General features: G+C 62.7%; 13 protein-coding genes. 9 read left to right on the top strand and 4 right to left on the bottom strand.

Going from position 1 to position 15,492, the window contains the following annotated elements; all coding sequences use genetic code 11:
* The first annotated feature begins 230 nt into the window (after nucleotides 1-230).
* The 4 genes from J3R84_RS12605 (at nucleotide 231) to sbmA (ending at nucleotide 4,823) form a co-directional block, all read left to right on the top strand.
* A complete protein-coding gene (locus J3R84_RS12605) occupies nucleotides 231-1,289 on the top strand; it encodes an LLM class flavin-dependent oxidoreductase (protein ID WP_025428007.1) in 1,059 nt (352 codons plus the stop codon).
* A gap of 87 nt (nucleotides 1,290-1,376) precedes the next feature.
* On the top strand, nucleotides 1,377-2,129 hold the full coding sequence (gene map / locus J3R84_RS12600) for a type I methionyl aminopeptidase (RefSeq protein ID WP_025428006.1): 753 nt from the start codon (nucleotides 1,377-1,379) through the stop codon (nucleotides 2,127-2,129).
* 82 nt (nucleotides 2,130-2,211) lie between these two features.
* The gene (locus tag J3R84_RS12595; protein ID WP_164474910.1) at nucleotides 2,212-3,411 is read left to right on the top strand and encodes an MFS transporter; all 1,200 of its coding nucleotides are present in this window, start codon (nucleotides 2,212-2,214) and stop codon (nucleotides 3,409-3,411) included.
* Nucleotides 3,412-3,563: 152 nt separating this feature from the next.
* Nucleotides 3,564-4,823, top strand: a complete 1,260-nt coding sequence (gene sbmA / locus J3R84_RS12590; RefSeq protein ID WP_025428004.1) for a peptide antibiotic transporter SbmA — start codon at nucleotides 3,564-3,566, stop codon at nucleotides 4,821-4,823.
* A gap of 21 nt (nucleotides 4,824-4,844) precedes the next feature.
* On the opposite strand, the gene J3R84_RS12585 is transcribed toward sbmA, so the two are convergent.
* Nucleotides 4,845-5,864, bottom strand: a complete 1,020-nt coding sequence (locus J3R84_RS12585) for a polysaccharide deacetylase family protein (protein WP_025428003.1) — start codon at nucleotides 5,862-5,864, stop codon at nucleotides 4,845-4,847.
* 132 nt (nucleotides 5,865-5,996) lie between these two features.
* Here J3R84_RS12585 and J3R84_RS12580 point away from each other — a divergent pair, with 132 nt between their 5' ends.
* From J3R84_RS12580 to der, 3 genes are all read left to right on the top strand, one after another.
* On the top strand, nucleotides 5,997-6,584 hold the full coding sequence (locus J3R84_RS12580; RefSeq protein WP_025428002.1) for an NnrU family protein: 588 nt from the start codon (nucleotides 5,997-5,999) through the stop codon (nucleotides 6,582-6,584).
* A gap of 93 nt (nucleotides 6,585-6,677) precedes the next feature.
* Nucleotides 6,678-7,346: a tetratricopeptide repeat protein gene (locus J3R84_RS12575; RefSeq protein WP_025428001.1), complete on the top strand. Its 669-nt coding sequence runs from the start codon at nucleotides 6,678-6,680 to the stop codon at nucleotides 7,344-7,346.
* A gap of 117 nt (nucleotides 7,347-7,463) precedes the next feature.
* Complete coding sequence (gene der / locus J3R84_RS12570) at nucleotides 7,464-8,894, top strand: ribosome biogenesis GTPase Der (protein ID WP_203528058.1); 1,431 nt, start codon at nucleotides 7,464-7,466, stop codon at nucleotides 8,892-8,894.
* A 109-nt stretch (nucleotides 8,895-9,003) separates the two neighbouring features.
* Here der and J3R84_RS12565 read toward each other — a convergent pair whose 3' ends face one another.
* Nucleotides 9,004-9,918 carry a sugar kinase gene (locus J3R84_RS12565; protein WP_025427999.1) on the bottom strand — a complete coding sequence of 305 codons (915 nt, stop codon included), beginning with the start codon at nucleotides 9,916-9,918 and terminating at the stop codon, nucleotides 9,004-9,006.
* Nucleotides 9,919-10,097: 179 nt separating this feature from the next.
* On the opposite strand from J3R84_RS12565, the gene bglA reads away from it, so the two are divergent.
* Both bglA and aac(6') read left to right on the top strand, forming a co-directional pair.
* Entirely contained in the window at nucleotides 10,098-11,735 is a 1,638-nt protein-coding gene (bglA, locus tag J3R84_RS12560) for a beta-galactosidase BglA (RefSeq protein ID WP_025427998.1), read from the top strand.
* Entirely contained in the window at nucleotides 11,735-12,196 is a 462-nt protein-coding gene (gene aac(6') / locus J3R84_RS12555; protein ID WP_025427997.1) for an aminoglycoside 6'-N-acetyltransferase, read from the top strand. The genes bglA and aac(6') overlap by 1 nt, the downstream gene beginning before the upstream one ends.
* A 12-nt stretch (nucleotides 12,197-12,208) precedes the next feature.
* On the opposite strand, the gene ade is transcribed toward aac(6'), so the two are convergent.
* Both ade and aptA read right to left on the bottom strand, forming a co-directional pair.
* Nucleotides 12,209-13,906, bottom strand: coding sequence for an adenine deaminase (gene ade / locus J3R84_RS12550; protein ID WP_025427996.1), 1,698 nt, complete (start codon nucleotides 13,904-13,906; stop codon nucleotides 12,209-12,211).
* A gap of 89 nt (nucleotides 13,907-13,995) precedes the next feature.
* Nucleotides 13,996-15,324, bottom strand: coding sequence for an omega-aminotransferase AptA (gene aptA / locus J3R84_RS12545; RefSeq protein ID WP_025427995.1), 1,329 nt, complete (start codon nucleotides 15,322-15,324; stop codon nucleotides 13,996-13,998).
* Nucleotides 15,325-15,492: the final 168 nt, after the last annotated feature.

Genomic DNA, 15,492 nt, shown 5'->3' with positions numbered 1-15,492 from the left:
TTTCCGTCAGGAAAAGTGCGAAGCGGTTTTCCGTCAGGAAATGCGTAAAAACAAGGAGATAGAGCGTTTCTGCGACTCCGCTTAAACCGGAAACGCTCTCGCCCCGGACCCTTGGCTTGATCCAAGCGCCGTTTGGCATCATCCGGGAAACACAGTGTTTCCCGGACGCGCATTTGCTGCTTTCGCCGGGGCCAACTATCTGTCGGTAGAACAACGATAGGATGGGCATCATGGAACTCGGGCTTTACACATTTGCGGATGTCGATCCGAACGCTGCCGACAAGGGCCGGGAAGGCCAGCGTCGGCTTGCCAATTTGCTGGAAGAGATCGAACTGGCAGATCAGGTCGGCCTCGATGTCTTTGGCCTTGGCGAACATCACCGCCCTGATTATGCAGCCTCGGCACCAGCCGTCATCCTTGCGGCAGCCGCCGCGAGGACGAAGACCATAAGGCTGACGAGTGCCGTGACGGTGCTGAGCTCGGACGACCCGGTGCGCGTGTTCCAGCAGTTTTCCACGCTCGACCTTCTCTCCAACGGCCGGGCCGAAATCATGGCCGGGCGCGGCTCGTTCATCGAGTCCTTCCCGCTCTTCGGTCAGTCGCTCGACGATTACGACCAGCTCTTTGCCGAAAAGCTCGACCTGTTGATGGCGCTGCGCGAAGCGGAAAAGGTCTCCTGGGCGGGCGAGATGCGCCCTGCGATCAGCGATCGCGGCGTCTATCCGCGTCCGCTGCAGGAGGTGCTGCCGCTGTGGATCGCCGTCGGCGGCACGCCGCAGTCGGTTGCCCGTGCCGGTGCCCTCGGGCTGCCGGTGGCACTTGCGATCATCGGCGGAGAGCCGCGCCGGTTCGCTCCGCTGTTCGATCTTTATCGCGAGGCCGCCCGTCGTGCCGGCCAGGATCCGGCAAAGCTGAAGACCAGCATCAATGTCCATGGCTTCATCGCCGATACGACCGATCTTGCCGCTGACCAGTTTTATCGCCCGCAGGCCGAGGTGATGAACCGCATCGGCCGGGAGCGCGGCTGGGGGCCGACGAACCGGGCGCATTTCGACCAGGCGCGCAGCCCTGCCGGCAATCTCTTCCTCGGCGACCCCGAAACCGTGGCGGAGAAGATCGTCGAGAACTGGAAGCTCTTCCGCAACGACCGCTTCCTGCTGCAGATGGCGATCGGCCCGATGCCGCATGCCCAGATCATGCGCGGCATCGAACTCTACGGCACCAAGGTCGCGCCGCTGGTGCGCAAGGCGCTTGCCGAGCAGGGGGCCGGACAGACCGTTTCGGCCTGAGCCGCCACAGGCCGTTCATGTCTCGCTTGTCGGCGCTGGAAAATCCGGCACCGACCGGTTACATGTGGGCACGAAAGCGAGACACGGATGACCCTCAACAACGAAGAAGATCTGCTGCGGCTGAAGGAAATCGGCCGCATCTGCGCCAATGCGCTGCAGGCTATGGGCGAAGCGCTCGAGCCGGGCATCACCACGGCGGAACTGGATGCCATCGGCCGCAAGGTGCTGGAAGAGGCAGGTGCGCGCTCTGCGCCGGAACTCTGCTACCAGTTTCCGGGCGCCACCTGCATCAGCGTCAACGAGGAAATCGCCCACGGCATCCCCGGCAGCCGCATCATCCGCGCCGGCGATCTCGTCAATATCGACGTTTCGGCTGAGAAAGACGGCATCTTCGCCGACACCGGCGCTTCCTTTCCGGTGCCGCCGGTCTCGGCAGCCATCGACCGCCTCTGCCGTGACGGCAAGCGGGCGATGTGGGTCGGCCTCAAGCAAGTGCGTCCGGACCAGTCGCTTGCAGCGATCGGCAATGCGATCGGCGATTTCGCCCGCAAGAACCGCTATTCGCTGGTCACCAACCTTGCCAGCCACGGCATCGGCCGCTCGCTGCACGAGGAGCCGAAGGAGATCGCGACCTGGCCGGATCCGAGCGAGCGGCGGCGCATGACCGACGGTATGGTCTTTACCGTCGAGCCGTTCCTCTCGATGGGCGCGGACTGGGCCGAGAGCGGCGACAAGGACGACTGGACGCTCTACAGCGAACCGCGGGCACCGACCGTGCAATATGAGCACACGGTCGTCGTCACGCGCGGCGGTCCGTTGGTGGTGACGCTGCCCGGCTGACGGGCCATCGTTCGATTCCTTCAATAGGACATTCAATTATAGTGATTTGTGGTGTTCGTTTTGCAGTGCAATAAAACTGCTTATGACCACGATCGACAGACCACATCACGCAAGCCTCGCCTCCACCGCTACCGCCGGCGCCATTGCCATGGCGGTCGCCATGGGCTTCGGCCGCTTCTCCTACACGCCGATCCTGCCGGCGATGATGACGGACCTCGGCCTATCGCCGGCGGATGCCGGCCTCATCGCCTCGGCCAATTTCGTCGGCTATCTCGCCGGCGCCGTGCTTGGCGCTTACGGCTGGGCGCATGGGCAGGAGCGAAGGATCGGGCTTGCTTCGCTCGCGGCAACCACACTGCTGCTGGCGGCGATGGGCCTGACGTCCTCGGTCTTGGTGCTCAGTCTCATCCGCTTTCTCGCCGGCCTTGCCAGCGCGTTTTCGATGATCTTCATCTCCGGCATCGTCCTTGGTCACGGGCTGTTGGCGCGGTCTGAACATGTGCCGGCCATGCATTTCGGCGGCGTCGGGCTCGGCATCGCCTTCTCCTCGCTCTGCGTCTGGTTGGCACCTCTCGCTGGCGCCGCCGGGCTTTCAGCGTCGCAAGCCGACTGGTTCACCGGCGCTCTTGTCGCGCTTGTCGGCACGGTCGTCGTCGCTCTGATGCTGCCGGCCGGTCCCGTCTCCGGCAACGGCGCCGCACGTGAAAAGCCGCTGACCTGGACCCGCCCCCTGACGGTGGTGACGCTGACCTATGGGTTGTTCGGCTTCGGTTACGTGATCACGGCCACGTTCCTGGTGGCCATGGCCCGCGACGCGAGCGGCGGCCACAGCATCGAGTTCCTTGCCTGGCTGTTGACGGGCCTAAGTGCAGCGCTGTCGGTCTATCTCTGGCGCTTCGCCGTGCCGCGCTTCGGGCTTGCCGGTGTTTACGCGATCGGTCTTCTGGCCGAGGCTGTCGGCCTTGTGCTCACCGTCAGCCTGCCGCTGCCCTATGCGCCGCTTGCCGGTGGCCTGATGCTGGGCGCCACCTTCATGATGATCACCGCCTACGGCCTGCAGATCGGCCGGCATCTGGCGCCGGAAAGTCCGCGCAAGGCACTGGCGCTGATGACGGCGGCCTTCGGTATCGGCCAGATCATCGGTCCGGTGGTTGCCGGCTGGTTGGCCCAGCGCACCGGCAGCTTTGCAGCGCCGACCTTGATCGCGGCCGCGGTGCTGTTCGTCTGCGGCGGGGTGATCGTTGCCGAACTCAGGCGGATCGCAGCGGCGCTGCCGCGCTGAGCGGCGGCGGGAAGGTTGCGCCGCTTGCCGTAACACATGATGAAATAACGGTAACGTTCATATTACCTGATTGTTGAAAAAGGTGCTTTGCCCTAGTTTCGGCGCTTCGAGAGGCGAGTTGTTCTCCTCCCCCGAAACGAGAGTGCCGTACTTTGTTCCTATCTTTCTTCCCGAAGCCGAAGCTCTTTTTCATTTCCTTTGTCGTCTGGTCGCTTGTCGCCATCGCCTTTTGGTATGGTGAAGGCGAGCAGTTGGGTGCAGTCTTCGGAATGCCGCCCTTGCCCTCGGATGCGCCGCCGATCACCGGGATTTCTGCCTTCTGGTCGCCCGCCTTCCTCTGGTTCTATCTCTACTTCGGGCTGGTCGTCGGGCTGTTCGCAGCATTCTGGTATGTCTATTCGCCACATCCCTGGCAGAACTGGTCGATCCTCGGCTCAGCCCTCATTCTTTTCGTCACCTATTTCCAGGTGCAGGTGAGCGTCGCGATCAACAATTGGTACGGGCCGTTCTGGGATCTGATTCAGGCGATCGTCTCGAAGACGAAGGTGGTGACCGCGGCAGAGTTCTACGGAGAAATCGCCGTCTTCCTCGGTATCGCCTTGGTCGCTGTCGCTGTCGCGGTCATGACCCGCTTCTTCGTCAGCCACTATATCTTCCGCTGGCGCACGGCGATGAACGAGTACTACATGGCCCACTGGGGCAAGCTGCGTCGTATCGAAGGTGCTTCGCAGCGTGTCCAGGAAGACACAATGCGCTTCTCCACGACGGTGGAGGGCCTCGGCGTCAGCCTGATCGACAGCGTGATGACGCTGATTGCGTTTACGCCGGTATTGATCCGGCTTTCGGCCAATGTCACCGAACTGCCGATCGTCGGTGACATTCCCTATCCGCTGGTTACGGCCGCTGTGCTTTGGTCGCTGTTCGGCACGGTGTTCCTGGCGCTCGTCGGCATTAAGCTGCCGGGCCTCGAGTTCCGCAACCAGCGTGTGGAAGCGGCCTACCGCAAGGAACTGGTCTATGGTGAGGACCACGCCGATCGCGCTCAGCCGCCGACGGTCGCCGATCTCTTCGAAAACGTTCGCCGGAACTATTTCCGGCTCTATTTCCACTATCTCTACTTCAACATCGCCCGCATTTTCTATTTGCAGATCAACGGCATCTTCTCGTTGCTGATCCTGGCGCCGTCGATCATCGCCGGCAAGATCACACTCGGCGCGTTGAACCAGATCTCGGGTGCCTTCGGGCAGGTGACGTCGTCGTTTCAGTACCTGGTTTCATCCTGGCCGACGATTGTCGAACTGCTTTCGATCTACAAGCGTCTGCGCGCCTTCGAAGCGGCAATCGACGATGAGCCCCTGCCGGAAATCGAGCAGAAGTTCATCGCGGTTGGTGGCGAGGAAGAACTGGCCTAAGCTGGGCCAGGAGAGGACCAATCAGAAGGCGGAGCGATCCGCCTTCTTTTTTGCCTGCTCGATCATCGGCAGCGCCTGGGCGTAGCTGACGCAGGCGACATCAGGCTTGCTGCAGACCTCGGTCAGCAGCCGGTCGAGCGCGCGCCAGTAGGCGCCGCCATTCATCTCGACGAAATGGAAGCCGAGCTGCAGCGGGATGCGGTTGCCGGCATATTCCTTGTCGAAGGCTTGTCTGTAGGCCTCGTAGGTGCGCGCTTCGAAGGTGGCGCTGTCCTTCTTGTTTTCGATACCCATGGAATGGCGCACGAACAGATTGTAGTCCATGCCGATCACCGGCCGCTTGGACGGCCCTTCCGGGATCAGCGGCAGGCCGAAGCGCGGCAGACCGTCCTTCTCCATCGGCCAGCCCGGCCCCTTGGTCACCAGGCTCGCGTCATAGGTAAAGACCGATGCCTTCAGGGCTGGCAGCAGGCCGTCGCTCAGCGACAGGTAGGGCGCACGGAAACCCTTGATGCCGGTGCGGGCAAATTCCGCCCAGCCTTGCGGCTCGGCATCCGGCCTGTCGGCCTTCTTCCAGGCATCGCGCAGGGCGATGTCGAATGTCGAGAATTCGCTTTGCCAATCGGCCTTCGTCCAGCCCTTGCCGTCGAAATGGCCGCAGGCGTGGCTGGCAATGTCGTGACCGTCGAGATGGGCCTGCCAGATGTGACCGGCGCGGGCCGCGATTTCCTCTCGGCTCTGGGCAAAGCCGACATTGGAACGACCCGGTTTCAGCCCCGGCGGTCTGTAGCTCTGCTTGCCGTCGGCGCGCGTCATCAGGAACGTGCAGGAGAGGAAATAGGTGAAATGCGCATTGGTGCGCTTGGCCATCGCCAGGCTTTTCTCCCACAGCGCGTTGTCATGCGCCCCATCGAAAGACACGATGACGAGCTGCTTGTCCTTGGCAGGAACGGTCGGTGCGGCCATATCGGGCGTGGGTTCGGCAGCCGCGACGAGGGCAGGGCAAAGGGCGAGGGAAAGGGCAATAAATGTTCGGATCATGATATCTGCGACGATTTGCGTATGCCGTCCCTTTATCCAGGAATGCGGCAATCCTTTGATCTGTCTGGAAATTTCTGTGCACTCCGGCTATGTCGATAGCCGACAGAACAATAATGAAGGACGGGTGACGACATGGCGCTACTGATATTGGGTATCGTGATCTTCTTGGGCATCCATCTCGTTCGCAGCTTTGCACCCGGCCTGCGCGCATCGGTGATATCCAGCAGCGGCACCGGCGCCTGGCATGCGATCCACGGTATCTGTGCGCTTGTTGGCCTCGGTCTGATTGCCTATGGCTTCGATCAGGCGCGCGCCACCACCGGCATGCTCTATACGCCCCCGGTCTTTCTTGCACACATCGCGCTGACCCTGATGCTGATCGCCAGCATCTGTCTTGTGGCCGCCTATCTGCCCCCGGGCAAGATCCGCGCGGCCACAAAACATCCGGCGATCCTCGCAATCAAGATCTGGGCACTTGCCCACCTGCTTGCCAATGGCGAGGCGTCGTCGGTGCTGCTCTTCGGCACCTTCCTCGTCTGGGCGGTGATCCTGCGCATTTCGATGAAAAAGCGCTGGCGCGCCGGCGAAATCACCTATCCGGCGTTCGTTTCCTATCGCTACGACCTCATCGCCATCGTGCTTGGTGCGGCCCTTTATGGCGTGATTGTGTGGAAGTTGCACGAACTGGTGATCGGTGTTTCGCCTATGGTTGTCGGCTAAATAACGCGCGCCCCCTTACAACAGCCGCAAAATCGGGTAGAAGGCGCAAAATCCTAATAGCGTGCAGGGAAGGCCGAGAGGCCGGGGCAATCGATGGCGAACCAAGACGACAGCTTTATCCGCGAGGTGAATGAAGAACTGCGTTCGGACCAGATGAAGAACATCTGGGCCCGTTTCGGCAGCGTCATCGTGGCGATTGCCGTGCTCATCGTTCTCGGAACCATCGGCAAGGTCGGCTACGACTACTGGCGTGACAACGCGTCGTCGAAGTCCGGCGACGAGTTCCTCCAGGCGCTGAACCTCGCCAAGGAAAACAAGGCCGACGAGGCGCTGGCCGCCCTCAACAACTTGCAGAAGGACGGCTATGGCGCCTATCCGGTGCTGGCTCGCCTTCGTGCGGCGACGCTGCAGGCCGAGAAGGGCGAGACCGATGCCGCCATCAAGGCGTTCTCGGAGATCGGCAAAGACACCGGCCTGCCTGAGGCGCTTCGCGACGCCGCCCGCCTGCGCGCCGCCTATCTGCTGGTCGATACCGGCACCTATGACCAGGTTTCGGCCGAAGTCGAACAACTGGCCGTGCCGCAGAACAATATGCGCCACTCGGCCCGTGAGGCGCTTGGCCTTGCTGCCTACAAGGCCGGCGATACCGCCAAGGCGAAGAGCTGGTTCCAACAGATCGTCGATGATCCCCAGAGCCCGCGCAATGTTGCAGGCCGGGCGCAGATGCTGCTCGACGTGATTGCCGCGAGCGGCAAAGCCTAAGCGCATATCCCTGAAGGCCGGCACCGGCCTTTGGAAAGGATATGTTGATTTTCAAAGTGTTGGAGCGCTGTATGTCTTGACGACGTGCAGCGCTTCAGGACGGAAACGGATACGTTCATGAGTTTCACCGTCGCCATCATCGGGCGCCCCAATGTCGGCAAGTCCACCTTGTTCAATCGTCTGGTTGGCAAGAAGCTGGCGCTCGTCGACGATACGCCGGGTGTCACCCGTGACCGCCGTCCGGGCGATGCCAAGCTCATCGACTTGCGCTTCCGCATCATCGATACCGCCGGCCTGGAACAGTCCGCACCCGACAGCCTTCAGGGCCGCATGTGGGCGCAGACCGAAGCCGCGATCGACGAGGCCGACCTGTCGCTGTTCGTGGTCGACGCCAAAGGGGGCCTGACGCCGGCCGACAACACACTTGCCGAGATGCTGCGTCGGCGCGGCAAGCCGGTCGTGCTCGTCGCCAACAAGTCCGAGGCCCGCGGTTCCGACGGCGGCTTCTATGACGCCTTCACGCTCGGTCTTGGCGATCCTTGCCCGATCTCGGCCGAACATGGCCAGGGCATGCTCGATCTGCGCGACGCGATCGTCGCTGCGATCGGCGAAGACCGTGCCTATCCTCAGGAAGACGACGTTGCCGAGACCGATATCGACCTGCGCCCGACCACCGGCGAAGCGGCGGAAAAGGACGACGAGGCCGAGCCTGCCTATGACGAGACCAAGCCGCTGCGCGTGGCGATCGTCGGCCGGCCGAATGCCGGCAAGTCGACACTGATCAACCGCTTCCTCGGTGAAGACCGGCTTTTGACCGGGCCGGAAGCCGGCATCACCCGTGATTCGATTTCGGTCGAATGGGACTGGCGCGGCCGCACCATCAAGATGTTCGACACCGCGGGCATGCGTCGCAAGGCCAGGGTGCAGGAGAAGCTGGAGAAGCTTTCGGTCGCCGATGCGCTGCGCGCCATCCGCTTTGCCGAAACGGTGGTCATCGTCTTCGACGCGACCATTCCGTTCGAAAAGCAGGACCTGCAGATCGTCGATCTCATCATTCGCGAAGGCCGGGCCGCCGTGCTTGCCTTCAACAAATGGGATCTGGTCGAGGACTGGCAGGCCGTGCTTGCCGATCTTCGCGAAAAGACCGAGCGGCTGTTGCCGCAGGCGCGCGGCATTCGCGCCATACCGATCTCCGGCCATACCGGCTACGGCCTCGACCGCCTGATGCAGGCGATCATCGACACCGACAAGACCTGGAACCGCCGTATCTCGACGGCGCGTCTCAACCGCTGGCTCGATTCCCAGCAGGTGCAGCATCCGCCACCGGCTGTCTCCGGCCGCCGCCTGAAGCTGAAATACATGACGCAGGTGAAGGCCCGCCCGCCGGGCTTCATGATCTCGTGCACGCGGCCCGACGCGCTGCCGGAATCCTATACCCGCTACTTGATCAATGGCTTGCGCAACGATTTCGACCTGCCGGGCGTGCCGATCCGCATCCACTATCGCGCGTCGGAAAATCCCTTCGAGAATAAGCGCAAGAAGCGCTGAGCCATCGGCGGCAGCGTCTGTGTCTTTGCAGCCCCTCGCGTCGATTTTGACGCGCAAGGGATGCTATCATGCCCAAAATCCGCAAGCGGCGGTCGGCTGCGGCGATGCCTCAGTCGACGAGCTTGTTCTTGTCGACCAGCGCGCCGTGATGGCCGATGACGCCGGCAGCGATGCGGGCGGCAAAGGCTGCAGATTCACTCGGCGTGTCGCCCGTGACGAGACGCGAGAGGAAGGCACCGTTGAAGCTGTCGCCGGCGCTGGTGGTGTCGACCACGCGCTCGACCGGCGTTGCCGGGACGTGGCTTGCTTCTGATCCCTCGAACGCCAGCGTCACACCCTTTTCCCCGTCCTTGACGACCACGTCGGCGACACCCAGCGCCTTGTAGCGCTCGATCGTCGCCTTGATCGAGCCGTCACCGAAATGCGTGACCTCGTCGTCGAAGCTCGGCATCACCAGGCTGGCGGCACGGGCGCCATCCGTCAGTGTCTGGCGCATGCGCTCGGCGTCGTCCCAAAGGCGAGGACGGATATTGGGGTCGAAGACGACGCGTTTACCCGCGGCCTTGGCGCGGCGCAGTTCGGCAAGCAGCGTTTCCACCGCCTCGGGCGCCAGGATCGCAAGGGTAATGCCGGAAAACAGGATGAGATCGGCGCCCTCGATGGCGCGGCGCAGATGCTCTGGGTCATCGGCGAGAAGTCTCGCTGCTGAAGCCGAGCGCCAATAGGAGAAGCTACGCTCGCCGTCCTTCAGATGGATCATGTAGAGGCCCGGCGTGCGACCCTTGATTTTGCGGACGGCCGCCGTGTCGATGCCCTTCTCGGCCATGAAGGCGAGCATTTCGTCGGAAACCGTGTCGGTGCCGACGGCAGAGCAATAGGCGACGGACCAGTCGATCGGCAGGAACAGGTGTGCATAATAGGCGGCGTTGAAGGTGTCGCCGGCATAGCTTTTGCGCAACAGGCCGCCCTCGGCCTGCATCAGTTCGACCATGCATTCCCCGATCGAAAGCATCGTTCCCGCCAACGTCTTCTCTCCCTTTGGTTTTTGCCGTGCTGACGGGATAAGGTTCAAGACCGGTCTCGGCAAGAGTTGTTTTTAGGGCGCTTGAGATTTGAGCGATGACTTGGCTGCCCTCCGGCGTTTACTCCCGCGCCGGGCGCGGTTACATCTTGGCGCACAGATCGGTTTCACGGGGGCAGGGCATGGCGTCTCAGCAGGTTTCGGGTGACGATTGGTGGCGCGGCGCTGTGATCTATCAGGTCTATCCGCGCTCGTTTCAGGATACCGATGATGATGGCATCGGCGACTTGAAGGGCGTCACGCGGCGGCTCGGCCACATCGCCTCGCTCGGCGTCGACGCCATCTGGCTGTCGCCCTTCTTCACCTCGCCGCAAGCCGACATGGGCTACGACGTCTCGGATTATTGCGACGTCGACCCGATGTTCGGCACGCTTGCCGATTTCGACGCGATGCTGGCGGAGGCGCACCGCCTCGGCCTCAGGGTGATCATCGATCAGGTGATTTCGCATTCATCCGACCGCCATCCCTGGTTCGTCGAAAGCCGGACCAGCCGCGAGAATCCGAAGGCAGACTGGTATGTCTGGGCCGATCCGAAGCCTGATGGCACCGCGCCCAACAACTGGCTTTCGATCTTCGGCGGACCGGCCTGGGAGTGGGACGGGGTGCGCAAGCAATATTACATGCACAACTTCCTTGCCTCGCAGCCGGACCTCAATTTCCACAATTCTGATGTTCAGGATGCAGTGCTGGATGCAGCGCGCTTCTGGCTCGACCGTGGCGTCGACGGTTTCCGGCTCGATACCGTGAACTTCTATTTCCACGACCGCCATCTCAGGGACAATCCGCCGCTGGTGCCGGATCCGGATGCGACGAGCAATGATGCGCCCGACGTCAATCCCTACGGCATGCAGGATCACCTCTACGACAAGAGCCAACCGGAAAACGTCGCCTTTCTCCAGCGGTTCCGGGCCTTGCTCGATGGTTATGGCGGCCGAACGACGGTCGGCGAAGTGGGGGACGGCGCGCGATCGTTGAAGACCGTGGCCGCCTATACCAGCGGCGGCGACAAGCTGCACATGTGTTATACCTTCGATCTGCTCGGCCCGGATTTCACTGCAGGTCATATCCGCCGCTGCGTCGACAATTTCCAGAAGGCTGTCACCGACGGCTGGGTGTGCTGGGCTTTTTCCAACCACGACGTCATGCGCCATGTCAGCCGCTTTGCGCGAAGCGATGCGGAACGGGAAGTGGTCGCAAAGCTGGCAATCACGCTTCTGGCGACCTTGCGTGGCTCGATCTGCCTCTACCAGGGCGAAGAGTTGGGTTTGACGGAAGCGGATCTTGCCTTCGAGGATTTACGCGATCCCTATGGCATCCGCTTCTGGCCGTCGTTCAAGGGGAGGGATGGCTGCCGCACGCCGATGGTGTGGGAGGCGGCCGCCAGGCATGCCGGGTTCTCCGTCGGAAAACCGTGGCTGCCGGTGCCGACAGAGCAGGCCCGCCTGGCGGTCGATACGCAGGAGGCTGGCGCTGGCACGGTGCTCAACCATTATCGCGCCATGCTGGCTTTTCGCCGGTCGCATGCGGCCCTGCACGATGGTGACATGTCGTTCATCGAGAGCAACCGCGACCTGCTGGCATTCATCCGCGAGAAGGATGGCGAGCGGCTGCTCTTCGTCTTCAACCTGACGCGCGTGCCGCAGGAATTTCTCGTTTCCGACGCGGCGATGGAAGGCGTGCCGTTGCCGGGTCAATCGGTGCGGGTCGCCGGCGGCGTGCTGAAACTCGATGCTCTGAGTGCCTATTGCGGGAAGCTCTGATGCGTGTGTTGCTAATGGACGGGGAGATGGTCGGCCGCTGGCTGGAGATGCGGCTTGCGCTCTGGTCCGACACGCCGGCCGCCGTGCACCGCGACGAGATCGATAGCAGTCTGGCTGCAGCCGAGCGACAGGCCGCGTTTCTTTGCGAGGACGATGCCGGTGTCGCGGTAGGCTTCGCCGAAGTGTCGCTACGCACCGACTACGTCAACGGCTGCGAGACATCGCCTGTTGCCTTCCTCGAAGGCATCTATGTGCTTCCGGGCTATCGCCGCCATGTCGTTGCGCGGGCGCTGATTACCGCGGCGGAACGCTGGGCGATCAGTCGCGGCTGCCGCGAGCTTGCATCCGACACCGATATCGACAATCTGGAAAGCCATGGCCTGCATATGGCGCTCGGCTTCGAGGAAACCGAACGCGTCGTCTATTTCCGCAAAGAGCTGTCGGTCGCCGCGGATAACTGAGCGAGCCGCGCTTCAGCCGATCAGCATGAACTTGTCGACGTCGACGAGGCCGCGGTCTGATATCTTCAGGTGCGGGATTACCGGTAGCGGCAGGAAGGCAAGTTGCAGGAATGGCTCTTCCAGCGTGGCGCCCAGCGCAAATGCCGCCTGGCGCAGATGGTGCAGGGTGTCGCGCACGGATTCGTGCGGTTCCAGGCTCATCAGGCCCGCGACCGGAAGCGCGATCTCGCCGGTGAGCTTGCCATCCTCGACGACGACGAAGCCGCCCTTGATCTCGCCAAGGCGATTGGCGGCGGTCGCCATGTCCTCGACGTTGACGCCGACGACGCAGATGTTGTGGCTGTCATGGCCGACCGTCGAGGCGATCGCGCCCTTCTTCAGGCCAAACCCCTGTACGAAGCCGTTGGCGTGGTTGCCGTTGACGCCGTGGCGCTCGATCACCGCCACCTTGATGATGTCGCGACCGAGGTCGACGCCGGTCTCGTTGCCATCCGCGGGCAGCCGGTAGCGGCGGTGCTCGGTGATGATCTTGCCCGGCAGGACGCCGATGACGGATGTCTCGCTGTCGGAGTAGGGCACGCCGAAGTCGCTGGCATTGACATGGCCGGCCTTGACGCTGTCGAGGCCGACGGGGGCGACCGGCTTGCGGGTGGCAAACAGTGCGTCGGTGACGCGGCGGCCGCCGGAAAAGACCATCTGCGCCCGGCAGCTTTCGAGACTGTCGACGACGACGAGGTCGGCGCGCCAGCCGGGGGCCACAAGGCCGCGGTCGCGAAGGCCGAAGGCGCGCGCGGCCGAGATCGAGGCGGCGCGATAGATCGCCAGCGGCTCGACGCCGGCGGCGATCGCGGTGCGGATCATGTGGTCGAGGTGGCCCTGCTCGGCGATATCGAGCGGATTGCGATCGTCGGTGCAGAGCGCCAGATAGGGCGAAAGCCGCTCGGTAATGATTGGCATCAGCGCGTGCAGGTCCTTGGAGACGGAACCTTCGCGCACCAGGATATGCATGCCCTTGCGGATCTTCTCCATCGCCTCGTCCGCGGTGGTGCACTCATGTTCCGTGCGGATGCCGGCCGAGAGATAGCCGTTGAGGTCCTTGCCGCGCAGCAGCGGCGCGTGCCCGTCGATGTGCCCACCCTGGAACGCCTCGAGCTTGGCGAGGCATACCGGATCCTTGTGGATGACGCCGGGGAAATTCATGAACTCGGCAAGGCCGATCACCTTCGGATGATCCCGGAAGGGCAGCAATCTTTCGATCGGCAGGTCGGCGCCCGCGGTCTCCAGATGCGTCGCCGGCACGCAGGACGACAGTTGCACGCGGATATCCATGATGGTTTCGAGAGCGGAATCGAGAAAGAACTGGATGCCCTCGGTGCCGAGCACGTTGGCGATCTCGTGTGGGTCGCAGATAACTGTGGTGATGCCGAGCGGCAGCACGCAGCGATCGAACTCATGCGGGGTGACGAGCGAGGATTCGATGTGCAGATGCGTATCGATGAAGCCGGGAACGACGATGCGGCCGGAGATATCGATCTCCTCGCGTCCCTCATAATCGCCATAGGTGCCAACGATGCGGCCGGCCGATATGGCGATATCGGAGGCGATCAGTTCACCCGTCACCAGATCGAAGAAGCGCCCGCCCTTGAGCACGATGTCGGCCGGCTCGCGGCCGACGCCCTGGTCGATCATTCGTTCCAAAGCCCTAGACATCTCTGCACCCCTCACTTCAGACCCGTAGATAAGATTAACCCTCTCCCCGTTGCCGGGGAAAGGGCCCTATTCGCAGATGGACGACGCAATCAGATATTGTTGACGAGAACGTCGCGAAGCTTGTCGAACAGCTCGTCGATCTCTGCCTTGGAGATGATCAGCGGCGGCGACAGCGCGATGATGTCGCCGGTGGTGCGGATCAAAAGGCCCTTTTCGTAGGCCTTCAGGAAGGCATTGAAGGCGCGCTTGGTCGGTTCGCCGGCGATCGGCTGCAGTTCGATCGCGCCGATCAGGCCGACATTGCGGATGTCGATGACATTAGGGCAATCCTTGAGGGAATGTAGGCCGTCTTCCCAATAGGAGGCAAGCTCGGCGGCGCGTGTCAACAGGCCCTCTTCCTTGTAGGTGTCGAGGGTGCCAAGCGCTGCAGCCGAGGCGATCGGGTTGCCGGAATAAGTGTAGCCGTGGAAAAACTCGATCAGGTGTTCCGGGCCGTTCATGAAGGCGTCATGGATTTCCGAGGTCACGAACACCGCGCCCATCGGGATCACGCCGTTGGTCAGCCCCTTCGCGGTGGTGATGATATCCGGCGTCACGTCGAAATACTGCGCGGCGAACGGCGTGCCGAGGCGGCCGAAGCCGGTGATGACCTCATCAAAGATCAGCAGGATGCCGTGCTTGGTGCAGATATCGCGCAGCTTCTTGAGATAGCCCTTCGGCGGGATCAGCACGCCGGTCGAACCTGCAACCGGCTCGACGATGACGGCAGCGATCGTCGAGGCATCGTGCAGGGTGACGATGCGCTCAAGCTCGGTCGCCAGATCTCCGCCATGCTCGGGCTCGCCACGGGTAAAGGCGTTCTGGGCCGGCAGGTGCGTGTGCGGCATGTGGTCGACGCCGGTCAGGAGCGTGCCGAACATCTTGCGGTTGGAGACGATGCCGCCGACCGAGATGCCGCCGAAATTGACGCCGTGATAGCCGCGCTCGCGGCCGATCAGGCGGAAGCGCGAGCCGTCGCCCTTGGCACGGTGATAGGCGAGCGCCACTTTCAGCGCGGTCTCGACCGATTCAGAGCCGGAATTGGTGTAGAGAACGTGGTTCATGCCCTCAGGCGCGATATCGACCAGGCGGTTCGCCAGTTCGAAGGCTTTTGGATGTCCGAGCTGGAAGGCCGGCGCATAGTCGAGTTCGCCTGCCTGTTCGCGGATCGCCTCGGTGATCTTCGGGCGACAATGGCCGGCATTGACGCACCAGAGACCCGCCGTGCCGTCGAGGACCGTGCGACCGTCATGCGTCGTATAGTGCATGTCCTTCGCGCCGACGAAGAGGCGCGGTTCCTTCTTGAACTGCCGGTTGGCAGTGAACGGCATCCAGAAGGCGCGCAGGTCGTTCGGCGTGGTGTTGAGGCGGTTCGACATTCCAGTTCTCCTCGGCATGGTCCCGTGTCGGGCGATCGCGCCCGCTTGGATTCTTTTACCCTTTGGTCAAACTATCAGGGCGCCGGTTCGGGTCAAGTCTGGAGCGCCGGCGCGTTATCGCTCAGGGCGCGCCCCGGAATTCGAGTGCGGTATATTCCGCTGGTGGCA

The sequence above is a fragment of the Ensifer canadensis genome (assembly GCF_017488845.2).
GTDB lineage: Bacteria > Pseudomonadota > Alphaproteobacteria > Rhizobiales > Rhizobiaceae > Ensifer > Ensifer canadensis.
This window is presented reverse-complemented; position numbering and strand designations above follow the sequence as displayed.

Bases quoted from the DNA above. Each gene is read 5' to 3' on its own strand.
- J3R84_RS12605 (WP_025428007.1), top strand. From the start codon at position 231: ATGGAACTCGGGCTTTACACATTTGCGGATGTCGATCCGAACGCTGCC.
- map (WP_025428006.1), top strand. From the start codon at position 1,377: ATGACCCTCAACAACGAAGAAGATCTGCTGCGGCTGAAGGAAATCGGC.
- J3R84_RS12595 (WP_164474910.1), top strand. From the start codon at position 2,212: ATGACCACGATCGACAGACCACATCACGCAAGCCTCGCCTCCACCGCT.
- J3R84_RS12585 (WP_025428003.1), bottom strand. From the start codon at position 5,864: ATGATCCGAACATTTATTGCCCTTTCCCTCGCCCTTTGCCCTGCCCTC.
- J3R84_RS12580 (WP_025428002.1), top strand. From the start codon at position 5,997: ATGGCGCTACTGATATTGGGTATCGTGATCTTCTTGGGCATCCATCTC.
- J3R84_RS12575 (WP_025428001.1), top strand. From the start codon at position 6,678: ATGGCGAACCAAGACGACAGCTTTATCCGCGAGGTGAATGAAGAACTG.
- der (WP_203528058.1), top strand. From the start codon at position 7,464: ATGAGTTTCACCGTCGCCATCATCGGGCGCCCCAATGTCGGCAAGTCC.
- bglA (WP_025427998.1), top strand. From the start codon at position 10,098: ATGGCGTCTCAGCAGGTTTCGGGTGACGATTGGTGGCGCGGCGCTGTG.
- ade (WP_025427996.1), bottom strand. From the start codon at position 13,906: ATGTCTAGGGCTTTGGAACGAATGATCGACCAGGGCGTCGGCCGCGAG.
- aptA (WP_025427995.1), bottom strand. From the start codon at position 15,324: ATGTCGAACCGCCTCAACACCACGCCGAACGACCTGCGCGCCTTCTGG.